Annotated in this window: 7 protein-coding genes and 5 pseudogenes; 7 read left to right on the top strand and 5 right to left on the bottom strand. The window is 57.0% G+C overall.

The genetic code is table 11. The annotated features are described in order from the left end of the window. Positions 1-61 precede the first annotated feature (61 nt). Positions 62-1,714, bottom strand: a pseudogene (locus SOPEG_RS20050) (glucan biosynthesis protein D). Positions 1,715-2,086: 372 nt separating this feature from the next. Between SOPEG_RS20050 and tcuC the strand changes: the two are divergent. After that, positions 2,087-3,368: pseudogene (gene tcuC, locus SOPEG_RS20045) on the top strand (tricarballylate/proton symporter TcuC). 1,781 nt (positions 3,369-5,149) lie between these two features. On the opposite strand, the gene SOPEG_RS20040 reads toward tcuC, so the two are convergent. After that, positions 5,150-5,428: a hypothetical protein gene (locus SOPEG_RS20040; RefSeq protein WP_025246665.1), complete on the bottom strand. Its 279-nt coding sequence runs from the start codon at positions 5,426-5,428 to the stop codon at positions 5,150-5,152. A 633-nt stretch (positions 5,429-6,061) separates the two neighbouring features. On the opposite strand from SOPEG_RS20040, the gene SOPEG_RS20035 reads away from it, so the two are divergent. Next, entirely contained in the window at positions 6,062-6,586 is a 525-nt protein-coding gene (locus tag SOPEG_RS20035; protein WP_081743130.1) for a GNAT family N-acetyltransferase, read from the top strand. Between the two features lie 230 nt (positions 6,587-6,816). Here SOPEG_RS20035 and SOPEG_RS31035 read toward each other — a convergent pair. Beyond that, positions 6,817-9,241 (bottom strand): annotated as a pseudogene (locus SOPEG_RS31035) (DUF3772 domain-containing protein). A 331-nt stretch (positions 9,242-9,572) separates the two neighbouring features. Between SOPEG_RS31035 and SOPEG_RS20025 the strand changes: the two are divergent. From SOPEG_RS20025 to SOPEG_RS20010, 4 genes and pseudogenes are all read left to right on the top strand, one after another. Then, complete coding sequence (locus tag SOPEG_RS20025; RefSeq protein WP_025246663.1) at positions 9,573-10,673, top strand: glycerol dehydrogenase; 1,101 nt, start codon at positions 9,573-9,575, stop codon at positions 10,671-10,673. Between the two features lie 7 nt (positions 10,674-10,680). Next, positions 10,681-11,964 (top strand): DUF445 domain-containing protein, encoded by a 1,284-nt coding sequence (locus SOPEG_RS20020; protein WP_025246662.1) that lies wholly within the window; start codon positions 10,681-10,683, stop codon positions 11,962-11,964. A 190-nt stretch (positions 11,965-12,154) separates the two neighbouring features. Next, positions 12,155-13,997 (top strand): annotated as a pseudogene (locus SOPEG_RS20015) (glycoside hydrolase family 15 protein). A 108-nt stretch (positions 13,998-14,105) separates the two neighbouring features. Beyond that, a complete protein-coding gene (locus SOPEG_RS20010) occupies positions 14,106-15,014 on the top strand; it encodes a ketopantoate reductase family protein (protein WP_025246661.1) in 909 nt (302 codons plus the stop codon). Positions 15,015-15,029: 15 nt separating this feature from the next. Here the strand turns inward: SOPEG_RS20010 and cybC are convergent, their stop codons facing one another. Both cybC and pmbA read right to left on the bottom strand, forming a co-directional pair. Next, on the bottom strand, positions 15,030-15,416 hold the full coding sequence (cybC, locus tag SOPEG_RS20005; RefSeq protein WP_025246660.1) for a cytochrome b562: 387 nt from the start codon (positions 15,414-15,416) through the stop codon (positions 15,030-15,032). A 148-nt stretch (positions 15,417-15,564) separates the two neighbouring features. Continuing rightward, positions 15,565-16,896, bottom strand: a pseudogene (pmbA, locus tag SOPEG_RS20000) (metalloprotease PmbA). A gap of 361 nt (positions 16,897-17,257) precedes the next feature. Between pmbA and yjgA the strand changes: the two are divergent. Then, the gene (gene yjgA / locus SOPEG_RS19995) at positions 17,258-17,806 is read left to right on the top strand and encodes a ribosome biogenesis factor YjgA (protein WP_025246659.1); all 549 of its coding nucleotides are present in this window, start codon (positions 17,258-17,260) and stop codon (positions 17,804-17,806) included. Positions 17,807-17,891 lie beyond the last annotated feature (85 nt).

Genomic DNA, 17,891 nt, shown 5'->3' with positions numbered 1-17,891 from the left:
CGGTGCGGAGTCACATTCCCGCGCCGGCCCTCGCCAGGACAACGCGTGACCGTTGCTGGCGTCAGCTCATCGTGCGATCGTCAATATACTTGCGTTTATCCGGCGGCGGCGGGAAATATTGGTATAGCCAGGTTTCACTCAGCGCCTCCTGCCCGGTACGCAGGTACATACGCAGCTCGACGGGATCGACAGCGTCGCTGGTGGGCGTCCAGTCGAACAGAATGCGGTAGCCATCCATCGGTTTCACATACAGAATTTCAATATTGCTCACCTTACCGCTGGACAGCGTGATGACCGGCTCGATGCCTTTATCCGCCGACGCTTTCAGCTGCCCGCCGACGAAATCGACGCCGAAACGGCGCGCCCAGGTATCTGGAAAATGCTCGCCGGGCGCCCAGCCTTCAGGAAATCCTCCCATGCCGGTACGGGTCGCCTTGACCCGGGCCAGCGGGCTGCTGACAGGGGGCTCGCCGCTCCAGTAAAGCCGATAGCGGAAACTGTATTCATTACCGGCTTTAATCGGCTCGGCGGGCTGCCAAAAGCAGACGATATTATCCAGCGTCTCGCCGGTGGTCGGGATTTCCAGCAGATTCACGCTGCCCTTGCCCCAGGGCCAGACAGGCTCCACCCACAAACTGGACCGCTGATTATACCAGCCGATAACATCTTGATAGTTGTTGAAATTATGGTCAAGCTGCAGCAAACCGAACCCTTTCGGATTGTCATCCTGGTAGGCGTTAAACTGCAATTTTTGCGGATTATTCAGCGGTCGACACACCCATTCGCCGTTGCCGCGCCACATCGCCAGCCGATCGGAGTCATGTATCTGCGGATGAATGGTATCGCACATGCGGCGCTCGCTGGTACCGCAGCTAAACATACTGGTCATCGGCGAGATCCCGAGCTGTTTGATATCGCTGCGGGCATGAATGTATTTTTCGATATCCATCACGACGCGCTGGGGCTCGCAGTGGATAACGAAGCGGTAGGCGCCGGTCGCGCTGGGGCCGTCCAGCAGGGCGTAGACGGTAAAGGTGGTATCGCTGGCTTTTGGGGTTTCAAACCAAAAGGCGACAAAGTCGGGAAACTCTTCCAGCTTATCGGTAAACGTGTCGATGGCCAAACCGCGGGCCGACAGGCCGTACTGGTAGGTGTCATCCACCGCGCGGAAATAGCTGGCGCCAAGGAAGGAAACCACGTCGCGCCGGGTGAGTTCCGGAGCCTTATTGACCTTGAAACCGGCAAAACCGAGGTTATCACGCCCTTCCAACTGCTGGCTATCGACGCCGGCGTTATGATAGTTAAATAATTCTGGCCGGAAATGAATTTCCCGCTTCAAGGCTTGGCTTTGGTCCACGGCGTAAACGCGCACTCGGCGCTTGAAGCCCATACCGACGTGGAATAAATGGACATCCAGCTGGCGGTTGGGAATGTCGTGCCAGAGCGAATGATTGGCGTCGTATTGAATTTCGTTATAGGCCTGCGGCGTAAGCTCCGCCAGCGTTTTGGGCAACTCCGCCGGCGGCCCGCCGAAAGGCTTGCGTGACAAATCGGCAGCCAGGGTTTTCAGCGTGGAGAAATCAAAGTGGCTCGCGCTGCCGTCGGCAATGTTTTCCGGAGCCTACGTTGAACGTGTAAACAATGTGGCCATGGTCGGCGCGCCGCAGTAAGCGGCCAGCGCCAGGGACGTTTTGATAAATGATCTTCGTTCCATGCCGGAATAGGTTCCTGTACTGGGCGATGTATTGTCCGTGTGGAGCCGTCTAACTGCAATAAAGACACCGGACTGCGGGCATCATGCTCCACCGGGTTGCGAAAATTCTCGACACCGTCGGGCGCGGAAAATTCATTGCGACGTTAACACGCACCAAAGTTTACCGTAAAACGACACGGCCGGCATGGCCAAATTGCGGGCTTGGCCGGACAAACCGACCACGCCCGTTATTGCCTGAATGCGCAACATCTTTCTGCATTCGCTGCTGCGACTGGCCGCTTATACTCCAGCACTACGACCGGGGCGCTATAACGGCCGTTTGACGGCCCACGCGTTGTGCCGCCCCCGCGATTCATTTCCGGAGCAGTGATTATGCCTACGCCTTCTACCGCGCCGGCCCGGCAGGCCAGCTTCATCAACGTAGTCAGAGTAATCAGCGGTAACTTTCTTGAAATGTATGATTTTATAGTATTTGGCTATTATGCCAGCGCCATAGCCGCCACCTTTTTCCCTGCCGGAACGCCCTTTGCCTCACTGATGTTGACCATGATGACCTTTGGCGCCGGCTTTCTGATGCGCCCGCTGGGCGCGCTGGTGCTTGGCGCCTATATCGACCGCAGCGGCAGGCGTGCCGGGCTGGTATTGACGCTGGGACTTATGGCGTTCGGCACGCTGACCATCGCCTGCGTACCCGGCTATTGCAGGGGTTTTCCGCCGGCGTTGAACTGGGGGGGTGTCGGTCTATCTGGCGGAAATCGCGCCCGCCGGCAGAAAAGGGTTATACATCAGTTGGCAGTCCGCCAGTCAGCAGCTCGCGGTCATTTTTGCCGCCCTGCTAGGCATGACGCTCAATCATTACGTCGGCGCGGACATGATGTCGCGTTGGGGGTGGCGTATTCCATTTATCGTCGGCTGTCTGATCCTGCCCTGCTTGTTTTGGATCCGGCGCATGCTCGAGGAAAGCGAGGCATTCCAAAAACGCTGACCTCCGCCGCGCACCCGCGAGATTTTCCGCTCGGTGACGCGCAGCTGGCCGCTGATAGCCCTTGGCGTTTGCATGGTTGCCGCCACCACCGTCTCGTTTTATATGATCACCGCTTTTACCCCGACCTATGGCAAAGCGATACTTCATTTCAGCGCCGAGGAAAGTTTTATTGTTACGTTAGGCGTGGGTCTCTCCAATCTTTTCTGGCTGCCGCTGATGGGGGCGCTATCGGATAAAATCGGTCGCCACCCGCTGTTGCTGACCTTTACCAGCCTGATGCTGCTGACGTCCTATCCGGTACTATACTGGCTGGCGGACGCGCCTACCTTGCAGCGTCTCATTGCCGCGGAGCTCTGGCTCTCCTTTCTCTACGCCGGCTACAATGCCGCCATGGTAGTCACGCTGACGGAAATCATGCCCGCCGAGGTGCGCGCCACCGGTTTTTCCATGGCCTACAGTTTAGCGACAGCGATCTTTGGCGGCTTCACCCCCGCCATCGCGAGTGTGCTTATTCATCAAAGCGGCGACAATGCGCTGTCTGGCGTTTGGCTATCGCTAGCGGGCTTGCTGGGGTTAATGGCCGCGCTGCTGTTGCCAAGATTATACCGAGCCGGCGCCATGAAAACGGCTTATTCATCACCCGTGATAAGAACCCTGCGCCAGAAGTAATATATACCTGAAACGCGAAAAAGCCGCGCATGAAAGGTTCGATAATCAACCATTCTAGTGACAAATTAACTAGATTATGGAACGTGATTATTTTAAGAGCCACGCGAAAAAATAGATATAATACAATCCACCGCGGGATTAAACTCCCTTTCCACATTAATGGAACCATTTACCACTCAGTTGTTTACAGCGGGCCGTGAATTAAACTATACTGCCGTCTCTATATGTTATAAATCAAACGCATTTAGCGTTTATTTGGAAATTTTTTAGCCGCTCACCGTTTACGGCGCGGCTTTTTTCATATTACACGTAATAATACCGCTCGCTATTTTTCCGCATCCAGTAACGCTTCGCATTAAATTACTCTTTTGAAAATCAACTGAATAAGTAACGATTACTTGACTTATTCTGACAGCCGAAACAGGATAAATTTTCGTCTTCACTCCCTCCGCGGTCCATTGGCGGCAGCGGTTTATTGGGGCCAGGCGCTGGCGGCCCGCGCTGCCGATAGGTGCATACCGTTGCCGAGCCTGACTGCCTTACCTGGCAGGACATAACGTGTTAAAGGTGAATGAGATCGCTACGGCAAAGGGCGCGTTTTCGGTTTCATCCTCCGCATCGACGGCGACATTCGCGCCTAGTTTTCCCCGCGTCGGCGGTTCAAACACCCTCTTGTGGTTAGCAACGCCAGGCGGCGGCCCTGGCGATATTCGCTCGGCGAGCCACACAAGGCGCCTGTTTCACCTTTACATGGCACGAATGCCCTTTTCTGCCAAATCTGCGGGCGCAATCGCGCCACAGGGATTATGGCGTAACCGGACGGCAGCGGCGGCTGAGGCAACGGTGCATCCTTTTGCCGCCGCGCGGCCTCGGGCGTTTTAACGGATTGCAGGACACTTTCTCTTGCGCTTTATTACCCAGAACCCGGCGTCTCGATGCCGGGAGCCCAGCCCCTCAATGCCCGGGATCTTGCGCCTCGATAATCGGAGCCCGGCGTCTCAAAGCTCGAAATCACGTGCTTTACTGCCTTAAAGCCGAGGTTGTATTGCCCAAGAAAGTGTTTTGCCGGCCGCAACGCACGCAAAGCGGCCTACGGTGCGCTTGCGCTTGCCTTAGCCGACGACAGGGTCTGAATGAACCCCAGGCTGACGGCGCAGGAGCATTGAACCGTATTGCTCGGAGCCCAGTAAAACCGGCCCCTGACGGGCTACGCCTTCGCCACGTTGCCTATGCGCGTTGGCGCTATCGTTAATCCGGTGCGACCCCTGGCCGTGAAGATGTCCCCTACTCAACCGCATCATTGCACTAAAGAGTGCGATTTACCGGTACGCTAACTATACAAATAATGCGCGAAGAATATGTTCCAATAACCCTTTCCCGCGATAACATTAAAGAGTTATGACGAACCCGGGTTGTTAAAATTTGTTGTTAACGCTAATAATAGATATCCTTTTAAACCCTGCCCGTAGGGTGGCGGATCGGATAAAAATTATTGTGCCAAGTTAACGACTTCGGTATTTACAGCGCAATTTTCTTTCAATTATACTGAGAACGCTGTAAGACTAAACCTTACGTGGGATTTTATGGAAACAATATTGCCGCGCAGGTTTTTCGGCGCGGCCTTTTTTGCGAGTGATAATAATTCAGACTCACCATAATAGAGTGTTGATTATCGACTATCTCAGCATTATAAATCATTATTCAGCAAAGCTAATTCATTACGCTTGGCAAAATGAATCCCCCCTCCCCATTACGGCAAATGGAATAAAGTAAACACCTTATTAAACTAATTTCATAAAATACTCCGTATGCAGACGCTGCAGTTCTTTTTCAGTGAGTCCTGTGCAATTTTTAATTAGCGTGCGATCTACACCGCCGGCCAGCAGATGAGTGGCGATGCTAAGCGTAGCCTGCCTGCGCCCTTCTTTCTTGCCTTCCAGCCTGCCCTTGTCCATCCCTTCCAGGAGCCCCTCGAGCATCCCTTTGCGCATGCCCTCCATCAACCCTTCCAATCTGCCTTTTTTCATGCCCTGCAATTCGAGATAATGCGCAATATTCATCGATTCCTCACTGTCCTTATGGTTAATTTTGAGGCTAATCAATAGCGGCTCCTAAGCACGTGATGACGTCTCTTCCCTGGGTCATCGCGGACCAGCACGATATTAATTTTCAGCCGATTGAGTCTAACAAAAGGGGGGTATGACGGGAATATGGTAGCGCTTATTACATTCGTTACATGCAAAACATGTGATCCGTTTTTGATTTATCGTTCACCTTGTACCTTACCTCACACGAAAGCCATGTCATTAAATGCCATAAAATAGAGTGCCGGGATTAAATTTATCCCGACCATATGCCGGATCCTCGCGTCGGGCCATGCCCGCGCTGCGCTATCGGCCGCTTTGCCTGAAGCCACCAGCCTGACGCCCGGCGCACCCAGACGCACCGCCGCGTTGCCCGTTCGACGAGGGTAAACGGACTCGCGTCATCATTACCCTGTCGAGACGGCCGGCGGCCTTCACCCGAAGCGCAGCATGACGCTTGCCACGCGCGCGTATTGCTCCGGCACGGTTTTGTTATAGCAATAATAATTATTTATACAATATTGTAGAGACTCTACGTTTCATTCTCTTTTTGCGTTATCGTTTACTCCATCGGTCTAGGTACCAGGGGGTAAAGTGACGCATTCGGCTATTCTCATCAGCGATGCCCAGGAGGCGGATTTGCTCGCCATTCGTGATATCTATGCCTGGCATGTGCAACACGGTATCGCCAGTTTCGAGACCGAGCCTCCGTCCTTGAACGATATGATGGCCCGCCATACGGCGGTAATGGCGCAAGGTCTCCCCTGGCTGGTGGCCCGGCAGGACGGTGAATTGCTGGGTTATTGTTATCTTTCCCCTTACCGTCCCCGTTACGCCTATCGTTTCACCGTCGAGGATTCCGTGTACATCCATCCGGCAAAGGCCGGACGCGGGCTCGGTTCGCTGCTGTTGCGCGAGGCCATCGCCAGGGCGGAAAAAGGGGGCTGGCGCCAGATGCTGGCGATTATCGGTAACGCGGAAAATCACGCTTCGTTTCGTTTGCATCAAAAGCTCGGTTTTCACTTGATAGACAAGCTTCAAGCGGTAGGCTTCAAACATGGCCGATGGGTGGATACCCTGTTGATGCAGCGTAGCTTGGGGGAAGGCCAGCAAACACTGCCCCGCGACGGTTAAAAACGCGGTGAATCACCCACCGTCCCGGCGGGAAGGGCGCCAGGCCGCTTCGGCGCCGCCTGTCAACCCGCAGCCTTCGCTTACGCTTGGAGGCCGCCAGTGCGCTGGCGCCGACCTAAACAGACTTGCCGCGAAGCGCAGGCGGGCCCGACCTGGGCCGTGGCGCAGACGTTTGCAGGCTTGCGGCGTGAGGCGCACTCGGGCCTGCTTCTACGCCGGCAGATAAAAGATCAGGATTCGGGCGGTGTCGTGGACGACAGGTTAGCGTTCTCGACTATCATTTTCTGCGGCATCGACAGCGTTATGCCGTCGGCGCGCAGGCGCTTTAAGATCTCGAACAGCAAATCGCTTTTGGTGGATGCCACGACGCGCGGACTACTGACAAAACCGGTAACGCTCAATACGATACCCGATGGCGTCAGTTGGCTGAAAGTCACCGACGGCGCGGGCGCGCTTTGCACCGCCTCATGTTCGCGGTAGGCTTCCAGCAGCAGCGTGCGAACCTTTTCAGAGTCGATATCCAGCGGGAACGTCAGCGCGATCGTAGCCACGCCTTGCGCGTTACCCATAGTGGCATTGCGCACGTTCTGGGAAATCAGTTGGGAATTGGGCACGATTACCGTCGAGCGGTCGCCAAGCTGGATCTCGGTGGCGCGCACGTTGATGCGGCGAATATCGCCTTCTATGCCGCTGATACTGATTAGATCGCCGACTTTTACCGGGCGTTCCGTCAGCAGGATCAGGCCGGAAATAAAATTCTTCACGATCTCCTGTAGGCCGAAACCGATCCCCACCGACAGCGCGCTGACGATCCAGGCCAGATTATTCCACTGGATACCGAGTGTGGATAAAGTTAACAGGATCACCAGCACATAGCCGACATTGCTAAACAGCGTCACCAGCGAGGAACGCATCCCCGGTTCCATCATGGTCTTCGGCAGGAAATCTTTTTCCAGCCAGCGTCTGGCCGAGCGTAAAACATAGATGGCGATAGCCAGGAAAATCAGTGCATTCACCAAATGGGCAGGGACGATTTTAAGCTTCTCCAGTCCCTTTCCACCCCAGACTTCCAGCACTTTATGCAACAGCGCTAACGGGGTGGTGGAACCGAAATTGCCGTTAATCAACACGATAGCGCCAAACAGTAACAATAGCGTCTTACCGATGGCCGACAGTAAGATGGCTGCCTGGGAGAGATGCCGGTCGTCGAGATTAAACATTTGCTTTATTCGCTGCCCCAATGGCGTATTGGGGGCGAACAAACCGTCACATAGGTCCACCACTAAATGAATTAGAAAATAAAGCAGGGAGAGCACGATGCCCACCCAGATGAGTTCAAAGGTTAAGAAGCGTGCTAAGGAGATATAGCCAATCAACAACGCAAGCAAGATGGCAATTGCGGTCACTGTAACGCATATAAGCACCAGCCCCACCACTGCCGAGCGCTTTTGCGTCATTGCCGCATCGGTTAATTGCTCGCGCCGCGTCCGTTTGATGCGTATGAGGCCGGTAAGCACGACTGACGCTATCAGCAAAGATGACAGGCCGTAGCCTAAACTTGCCGTGGCTACGCTGGTACCCACACTAATATTGAGCTGATCAATGACACCTGAGATCCATACCACTCCCCCCAACAGCGGCGGTATCGATTTCATGGCTCGCGCTATTTCATCTGGCATCGCCGGCAGCCGCCAAGAAGGACGCTGATTTAGATAAAAAACCACGTCCCAGCCCGGCAATGAGTGATGAAAAAAAGGTCAGACGCAAAACGCCATCGGCGAAGTCGACCACCTCGTCGGAGATATCCGGTAGTCGAACGAACATGAAATGGATAAATTGCACGCCAATGCTGATACTGAACACCGTTATCAGCGCGGTAGAGCAGGCAAGGAAGCTGCGCCGTAGCCTTCCTTCGGGCAAGACATGGATGCTGAACCAGCCTAGCGGCTTATCCAGTATACGTGTACAGAAGCTCCACATCAGCAGCGCCAGCACGAGCAACATCGCCGAGCTAAGTCGCCACTCGGACGACCACGCTTCGTGCCAGCCATCGACGAGGTCGTCGCCAAAACCGGCCAGCCGACGCTTATCGGCAGACTGAGACTGCAATACCGGCGCCCAGAAACTCGCCGACAAAATGCTCCCCGAATTCAACGCCATTTGCGAACGCATGTAATTGCGGCGGATATCAACAAATTGCACCGACAATTTGGTGGCGCTGGCGCTAATGGTTTTGGCCCGCTCTATCTGATTATCAAGCAGGGTTTTACGCGCGTTCAGACTTTTGCGGCTTTGCGCAACCGCGCCGGTCTCTTTGGTTGCAGCATCGGTAGGGACGGGTCCCAATACATCCAACTGAGCCTGAAGTTGTGTACGATCCGGTTGCAGCGCGGTCACTAGCGCATCGGCGTCACTGGTCAACTGTTGGGCGCTATCGTTGAGCGCGTTCAGTTGATTATCGGCCGTGGTATTGGAGACCTGCTGCTTGAGCGAGTCGAGACCTTTTTGCAATTTACTTAATTCCGCCGCGGCATTGATTTTTACCGACGTGGCGCTGTCGCTCGCGGCCGCCGGCGCATCATCCGCCCGCGCATCGATCGTCAGGGTGCCAAACGCCAGCAACATGCTGAAAAACAAGCCGAAAAAACCTCTCATATCACATTTGGAAAACGTAGGCATAGCGTAAATTTTCTCGCAAATCATAAAAGCAGCCGCCGCACGTGCCGAGGGCCGGTCGCGTCAGAAAGAGTCCATCGCCGGCGAATGCAGGGTGGCGTCAACAATATTACCAGCTTATTATGTTTTTAGCGTCATCGTCAGCCGACAGTCAGCCTCCTCGCGGATCGCACCCTTTTGTTAAAAACGGTTTTAGGCGTGCTCAGCCCCTCACTATCCGCCCGTCTGTACTACAATCGTAGCAGCTGTCTACCCTGGCGCCCGTCGGTGCAAGCCGGCACAGTTCATTGTCATTAACCGAGGTAAATCTATGAGAAACTTTATTTTTTCGTCACCAGGAAAATACGTCCAGGGCAGCGGCGTCCTGGATGAATTGGGTCATTATCTGTCCGCCCTGGGCAGCAAAGCCTTTCTCATCGCCGACGATGTGGTATGGGGTATTACCGGCGAGCGGGTGCAGACCACGTTAAAAAAAGCCGATATTGCTTACAATTATGAACGTTTCAACGGCGAAGCATCGGGCAACGAAATCCTCCGGCTAGCGGGGGTGGCCCGCGATGCGCAAACGTCCGTGGTGGTCAGTCTCGGCGGCGGTAAAACGCTGGATACCGCCAAAGCGGTCGCGGATGAGTTGAAACATCCGGTGGCTATCGTGCCGACGGTCGCCTCCACCGACGCCCCATGTAGTGCTCTGTCGGTCATCTATAGCGACGACGGCGTTTTCGATAGCTACCGCTTTTACAACAAAAACCCGGAATTGGTGCTGGTGGACACCGCCGTTTGCGCCCAGGCGCCGGTGCGGCTGTTCACCTCGGGCATCGCCGACGGCCTGGCCACCTACGTGGAGGCCCAGGCGGTCAAACGCACGAACGCCCTGTCGATGGTCGGCGGCAAACCGACCATCGCCGGAATGGCGATAGCCGCAGCCTGCGAGGAGACCTTGCTCACCTATGGCTATAGCGCCTATCAGGCGGTCGCTAAGCGCAAAGTCACGCCGGCGGTGGAGGCGTTGGTGGAAGCCAATACCTTGCTTTCCGGCCTGGGTTTTGAAAACGGCGGTCTGGCCGGCGCCCACGCGATCCACAACGGTTTTACCGCCATTCAGGGGAATATTCATCATTTGACCCACGGTGAAAAAGTCGCCTACGGCACGTTGACCCATATGGTGCTGGAGCAGCGCCCGGATGACGAAATTGCCCGCTACATCCGTTTTTACCGCCAAATTGCCATGCCGACCACGCTTAAGGCTATCCACCTGGAAAACGAGCCCTATGAAAACCTGGTGAAAGTGGGCGCGCTGGCCTGCAGCGAAGGGGACACCTTGCGTAACTTGAACGCTTATCGCAGCGCTGAAGACGTGGCGCAGGCGATAATCGCCGTCGACGCGTTCAGCCGCACCCTTGCCGATTGACGGGCCGATGACCGACAAAGAGGCCGAATTACGTAAAGTAAAGCGTCTGGCGCTGACCTTGTTGGTCAGCGCCGCGGCGGTTTTTATCCTCACGCTTTTCCTGCCGGCCAATTTCTGGGTCAACGGTCTGAAAGCCGTTTCCGAGGCGGCCATGGTGGGCGCGCTGGCGGATTGGTTTGCGGTGATTGCGCTGTTTCATCGCGTCCCCCTGCCCTTTATCGCCCGTCACACCGCCATTATTCCACGCAATAAGGCAAAAATTGCCGATAATCTCGCTCTGTTTGTCCAAGATAAATTTCTTGATACCGCCTCGATTGTCGCCCTGATACGCCGCCACGATCCGGCGAGCCTCATCGCCAATTGGCTCAGCACGCCGGATAATGCCGCCCGGCTAAGCGGTTATCTCCTACAGTTGCTGAGCGATTTGCTGGATTTCACCGACGATCGGCGCATTCAAGGCTTCCTGCGCCAGGCGGTACATGCGGCGATCGATAAAATCGATTTATCCCGTTCCACGGGCTCAATTCTGGATAGCCTGACCCGCGACGGCCGCCATCAGGCTCTGCTGGATGCGGCAATTTCGCAATTGACCGTGTTGCTGAACAAACCGGAAACCCGTTTGCTTATCAGCGAGCAGATCGTGCGCTGGTTCAAGCGCGAACATCCTATCAAAGAACGGCTGCTGTCAACGGATTGGCTGGGCGAACACAGCGCCGACCTGATTTCCAACACGGTCAATTCCATTTTGGATGATATCGGTCAGGACAGCGGCCACGAATTGCGCCGGCGTTTCGATCGGGTTACCCGTCATATGATAACCCGGCTTAAGCAGGATCCGACGATGGCCGCCAGAGCCGAGGAGATCAAAGCGTATCTGAAAAATGATGAGGCGCTGAATAGCTATATCCGCGAGCTGTGGAACGATATGCGCGCCTGGCTGAAGGCGGATCTTGAGCACGACGCATCGTTGCTGCATGCCCGGGTGGCGGAATCCGGCCGCTGGCTGGGCGAAACCCTGTCCCGCGATCCCGGCGTGCGCGCGTCGTTAAATCATCATATGGAGTTGGCGGCGGCGAAAATGGCACCGGAATTCGCCCTGTTTCTCACCCGCCATATTAGCGATACGGTAAAAAGCTGGGATCCGCGAGATATGTCGCGGCAAATTGAATTAAATATCGGTCGCGATTTACAGTTTATCCGTATCAACGGTACCCTGGTGGGAGGACTGATTGGCGTCGTCCTTTACCTACTATCGCAGTTGCCGACGCTGCTGACGTTTGTGACCGGGTGACAAGCCCGCAGGCCGCCGCCGAGCATGGGGGCAAACGTCGCCGCAGTACTAGGTAAATAACACGCCCGGCCGGGTTGCATGAATTTGTGGCCGCTTGTGCGTTTTGTCAGCGCCCGTGCCCGGCCCTTAACGCGTGTCAGCTACACTAAGAAGTCATTGATTACCGATCCGCTGGAAGGAAAGCGCCCTTATGACGGATTTACCCAAACCCGGCATTACCCGCAATATTGGCGATCGCGGCATTATCGGCGACTTGCGTTCCGCTGCGCTGGTGGCGCGCGACGCCACCAGCGACTATTTCTGCTGGCCCGATCTCGACAGCCCGTCGGTTTTCGTCGCGCTATTGGATAGCGAGCAAGCCGGCCTGTTCAGTTTACAACCGGACTGGCCCGACGCGCGGCTACAACAGCTGTACCTGCCGGATACCAACATCCTGCAAACCCGCAGGCTGTCGCAGCAGGGGGTCGCGGAAGTCACGGATTATATGCCGATTAGCGACGATCTGGAACGTTTACCGCTGATTATCCGCCGGTTACAGGTATTAAAGGGTCGCGTCAGCTGGCGCATGCGCTGCGCGCCGATGCCAGACTATGCGTGCGCCCAACCTGATGCCACGTTAAACGATGGCGCGGTAACCTTTGTCACCCAAGGTCAGCCGTCGCTGCGGCTGGCCGCCAACGTTGCGCTGGAATGTGAAGATCACGCCGCGACAGCGACCTTTACGCTCGGGTCGGGCGAGCAGGCGATATTTGTTTTCGGTGGTGCCGACGACGACCGGGTGGCAGTGGACCATACCGACGTCTTATTCGCCGAAACGCTGCACTATTGGCAGCGTTGGTCGGCGCGTAGTAATTACCGCGGCCGCTGGCGGGAAATGGTAAACCGCTCGGCGCTGGCGCTGAAATTGCTTACCTCCGCCCGGCACAGCTCGATCGCCGCCGCCGCCTTCGGCCTGCCGGAGACGCCGGGAGGCGACCGCAACTGGGATTATCGCGCCTCATGGCTGCGCGACGCCTCGTTTAGCGTCTATGCCCTCATGCGGCTGGGCTATACCGATGAGGCGAAAGCGTTCAACCGCTGGGTCGGCCAGTGTATGGCCAACAGCCGTTTTGATCCGGAAAAACTGCAGGTGGTTTACCGTCTCGACAGCGGCACCGAACTGCCGGAAGCCGATTTACCTCACCTGACCGGCTATGGCGACGCCCAGCCGGTACGCATCGGTAATCAGGCTTACCGCCAGCGGCAGTTGGATATCTATGGCGAACTGATGGACGCCATCTATCTGGCCAATAAATACGGCGATGCAATCCCGCACCAGGGCTGGCAACACGTGGTGAATACCGTCAACCATGTGTGCGATTGCTGGCAGCAGGCGGATGCAGGTATTTGGGAAATGCGCGGCGAACCGCAGCATTTTCTCCATTCGCGCTTAATGTGTTGGGTGGCGCTGGACCGCGCGCTGCGCCTTGGCATGAAACGATCGCTGTTGATGCCCTATGACCGTTGGGACAAATCCCACGCCGCCATCCGCGAGGATATTTGGCAAAACTTCTGGAATCCGGAGCTCGGCCATTTCACCGCTACGCGCCACGGTAAAGATCTGGACGCCTCGATGCTGCTAATGCCGCTTTTCCGCTTTGTTAGCGCCACCGACCCCGAGTGGTTGGCAACCCTGGACGCCATTCGCGCCCATCTGGTGCATGATGGCCTGGTGCGACGCTAATATCGCCGAGGAGACGCCCGCTGCCCCCCTGGAGGGCGAAGAAGGGGCCTTTGCCGCCTGCTCGTTTTGGTATGTGGAATGCCTGGCGCGCGCCGGGCGTTTGAGCGAAGCGCACTTTGAATTTGAAAAGCTGCTGCGCTACGCCAACCCGCTGGGTCTGTATGCGGAGGAATTTGACCGTCGCGGCTATGCGCTCGGCAATACGCCGCAGGCACTAACCCATTTGGCGCTGATAAGCGCCGCCTTTTTCCTTGACCGCAAGCTCGACGGTAAAGATCCGCTGTGGCAGCCGTCGCGCCGCGGGCGATAGCCAGGTGCCCGCGGTTGCGATACGGACGTTATCCCTTTATGTTAGGAACCACTGCAACGGCGAATTCGACGTCTGGACGCTTTTTTCCAGCTCGATAAGGTGAGGGCAATGCGCATATTAGTAGTGGGCGCCGGCGCAACCGGCGGGTATTTCGGCGGCCGTCTGGCCGAGGCCGGACGCGACGTGACCTTTTTGGTGCGACGGACGCGGGCGCAGACATTGCGCCAACACGGTCTGCAAATTATCAGTCCCTGCGGCAATGTGGTGCTGCGGCCCACGCTTGTTGAGGCCGGCGACCTGGCGGGTCACTATGATGTGATCCTGTTGACGGTGAAAGCCTTTTCGCTGGCGGCGGCCATGGAGGATATCGCGCCCGCCGTTGGCCCGGAAACGGCTATCGTGCCCCTGCTCAACGGCATGAGGCATCTGGCGCGCCTGCGTGAACGCTTCGGCGCGGAGGCGGTCATGGGCGGGGTGTGCAAAATTGCCGCCACGCTGGACGCGCAGGGCCGCATTGTGCATTTTACCCCGCCGCACCAGCTATTTTACGGCGAACTGGACGATAGCCGCTCAGCGCGGCTAGCGCGTATCGATGCGGCACTGCGCAACGCCGGTTTTGACGCCTGCGCCGTGCCGTCGATCACCACCGCGCTGTGGGAAAAATGGATATTACTTTCGAGCCTGGGCGGCATTACTTGCCTGATGCGCGGCACCATCGGCCAGGTCGCGGCGGCGCCCGGCGGCGAAGCTTTCGCTCGTGCGCTGATAGAAGAGGTGGCGTCGGTCGCAGAGGCCGGCGGCTACCGGCGGCGTGATGAGGTTATCGCAGAGACCACCGCCCTGCTGACCCAGCAGGGATCGCCCATGACCTCCTCCCTGTATCGGGATCTGATAGCCGGCAACGCCGTGGAGGCGGATCAGATCATCGGCGATCTCAAAGCCCGCGCCGACCTGCCCGTTCCGCTGATAAGCGCGGTATGGACGCACCTGTCGGTATATCAGCAAAACCGCGGGTAACGCGCCCCGCCGGCGTTAGCGAAATTTGGCGTGATTCTCATCGCGGGTCTGCTTGAAGTGGCCCGCGATCTGCTTCGCCCCCTGTACATCGCCGTGGTCGACTCGCGTTTGCGCCTGCTCGATTTGCCCCAACAGCGTATCGATCCCCCGACGATAGTCCTGCATTTGCGGGCTATCCGGCGCCTGCCCGCGCAATTTCGGCGGCGTCGCTTCACGGGCATCTTTTGCCGCGGCGTGCATATCCGCCAGCGCCTGCTTCAAGGTGTCAGGATTATCGGCATGGAGCACCGCACTGTAGTTCGCGGCGATCATATCCATATCCTCGCTCAGATCGCGCGCCGTCGCCGGTGCGGTCAACAGAACGGCCAGAAGCGGTAATAGCGCGGAGGACAACCTTTTCATACCGGCGGCAAAGTTCATGGTAAGCATCCATTGTTAACAGGTGAAATTGTCAATGGTCAATGATTGGAGCATTGGCCAGCGATCATCATCATCGGCGCCTGACGTCCATCCGCCCCCGACACGCGTCATCAGGGATGAGAATTCATCGTCACTGGCCGGCGATTTTCATCGCTGACAGCAGCACCGAGCCGCACTGGATATTACTGCGCGTTTCGGTATTGCTGACGATATTGCGCAGCATCTCGCGCAGGTTACCGGCAATGGCTATCTCGCTGACCGGATATTGTATCCCGCCGTTTTCCACCCAGAAGCCGGCGGCGCCGCGGGAATAGTCGCCGGTGATCGCACTGCCCCCTTGCCCCATCAGTTCCGTCACCACCAACCCGCGTCCCATTTGTTTCAATAGCCCGGCGAAATCCACCCCCTGATGGGAGATGCGCCAATTGTGTATCCCGCCGGCGTGGCCCGTGCTTTCAAGGCCCAGCTTGCGCGCCGCATAACTGCCAAGCAGCCAGGTATTGAGCACGCCATCCTGGACGATGGCCCGATCGCTGGTCTTCGCGCCTTCGCTGTCAAACGGAGACGATGCCAGCCCCTTTAGCAGGTGGGGACATTCGTGGATAGACAGCCAATCGGGCAGGATAGCCTTACCCAGTGAATCGAGCAGGAAAGTGGACTTGCGATAGACATTACCACCACTGATGGCCTCCACCAAATGCCCAAACAGACCGGTTGCCACCTCGGCGGCAAACAATACCGGCGCCTCCATGGTCGGCAGCTTGCGCGGATTAAGGTGCGCCAACGTGCGGCGCGCGCACTCCTCCCCCACCCATTGCGGCGAGCTCAAATCGTCGAAGGCGCGACCGAGGGTATAGGCGTAATTACGTTCCATATCGCCGCCGCTTTCCGCTATGACGCTGCAGGAGAGAGAGTGACGGCTGCTGCTGTAGCTTTGCAGCATGCCGTGGCTATTACCAAAGACGCGAGTGCTGAAATGGCTGTTGAAACTGCCCCCTTCGGTATGGGTGATGCGCTTATCGCTGTCGAGGGCCGTCCGTTCCGCCGCCGCGGCCAGGGCTATTCAGCGCTCGGCGTCAAGCTCGGCGGGGTGGAACAAATCTAGATCCGGCGCCTCAAACGCCAACAGCGTTTTTTCCGCGGGTCCCGAGGCGGGATCGGGCGACGTGTAACGCGCAATATCCAGCGCGGCGGCGACGGTGCGGGCAATGGCGTCCTGGCTTAGATCGGTGGAGGAGGCGCTGCCTTTGCGCTGCTGATAATAAACGATTATCCCCAAGGCGCCATCGCTGTTGAACTCGACATTTTCCACCTCGCCATAGCGGGTGCTAATGCCGATACCGGTGGTTTTGGTCACCGCCACTTCCGCCGCGTCCGACCCGGCGCGCGCCAGTTCCAGCGCCTGTGCGACCGCGTTTTCCAAAAGTGTGCGTTGCTGGGCGACCTGGGTGACTAAATTCATGGTTCCGCTATTATTCATAGAGCATTATCCGCTAGAAGGGATCTCGCCGCACGCCCGGCAAAATCGGATTATACGGTCAGCCAATCTGAAACCGCTGTTGCATCATGTCTTCAGTCTAACAGTCTGTAATGCATTTGGCACTGTATGCACGAAGACCCACGGGGATAGCGCGCTAACGCGCCTTCCTCGTTGCGCGAAGGGTGCCCGCGCTAGCCGCCTCGGCGCGCACTCTGTAGCGTGTTTCCGCCCCTCTTGCCGAAGGCGTGTGGGAATAAACGGCGTTTTGGCGTGGCGCGGTGAAATAATGCCATTGATCATCCGAAGCAACCTGCTAGGATGAGCCTCTTTTTAAGGAACCCCTATGAATAAACAGCCTGAAGAGTGGCAGGACCCGCAGTCCGCGCAGCCGCAAGACGATGAGCAGGACGAGATAATTTGGGTCAGCAAGAGTGAAATCAAGCGCGACGCCGAGGCGCTGAAACAATTAGGCGTCGAGCTGGTGTCGCTCGGCAAAAACGCGCTGGATAAAATCCCGCTAGACGACGATTTCCGCGCAGCGATCGCGATCGCGCAGCGCATCAAGCGCGAAGGCCAGCGCCGCCAAATACAACTTATCGGCAAAATGCTGCGCGCCCGGGATCCGAAGCCTATCCAGCAGGCGCTGGATAAACTGAAAAACCGCCATAATCAGCAGGTCACCTTGTTTCATAAGCTGGAGGTGCTGCGTGACAAACTGCTGGCACAGGGCGATGACGCCATTGCGGACGTGCTGGAAACGTATCCGCAGGCCGACCGTCAGCAGCTGCGGGCGCTGGTGCGCAATGCCCAGAAAGAGCAGGCGGCCAACAACCCCCCTAAAACCGCGCGGCAGCTTTATCAATACCTGCGCACGCTGGCCGAGGCCGAATAACGCCGGGCGCCTGGGTTGCCGGCGGGCCGATGCTCGTCGCGTCTCCCTCGCGCTTATCGCCCGCCCCTGCGCCAGGGCGATGGCA

Origin of the sequence: Candidatus Sodalis pierantonius str. SOPE, assembly GCF_000517405.1 — a bacterium.
In the GTDB taxonomy this organism is placed as follows: Bacteria; Pseudomonadota; Gammaproteobacteria; order Enterobacterales; family Enterobacteriaceae; genus Sodalis_C; species Sodalis_C pierantonii.
The sequence above is the reverse complement of the archived record's forward strand: the minus strand, read 5'-3'. Positions and strand labels throughout refer to the sequence as shown.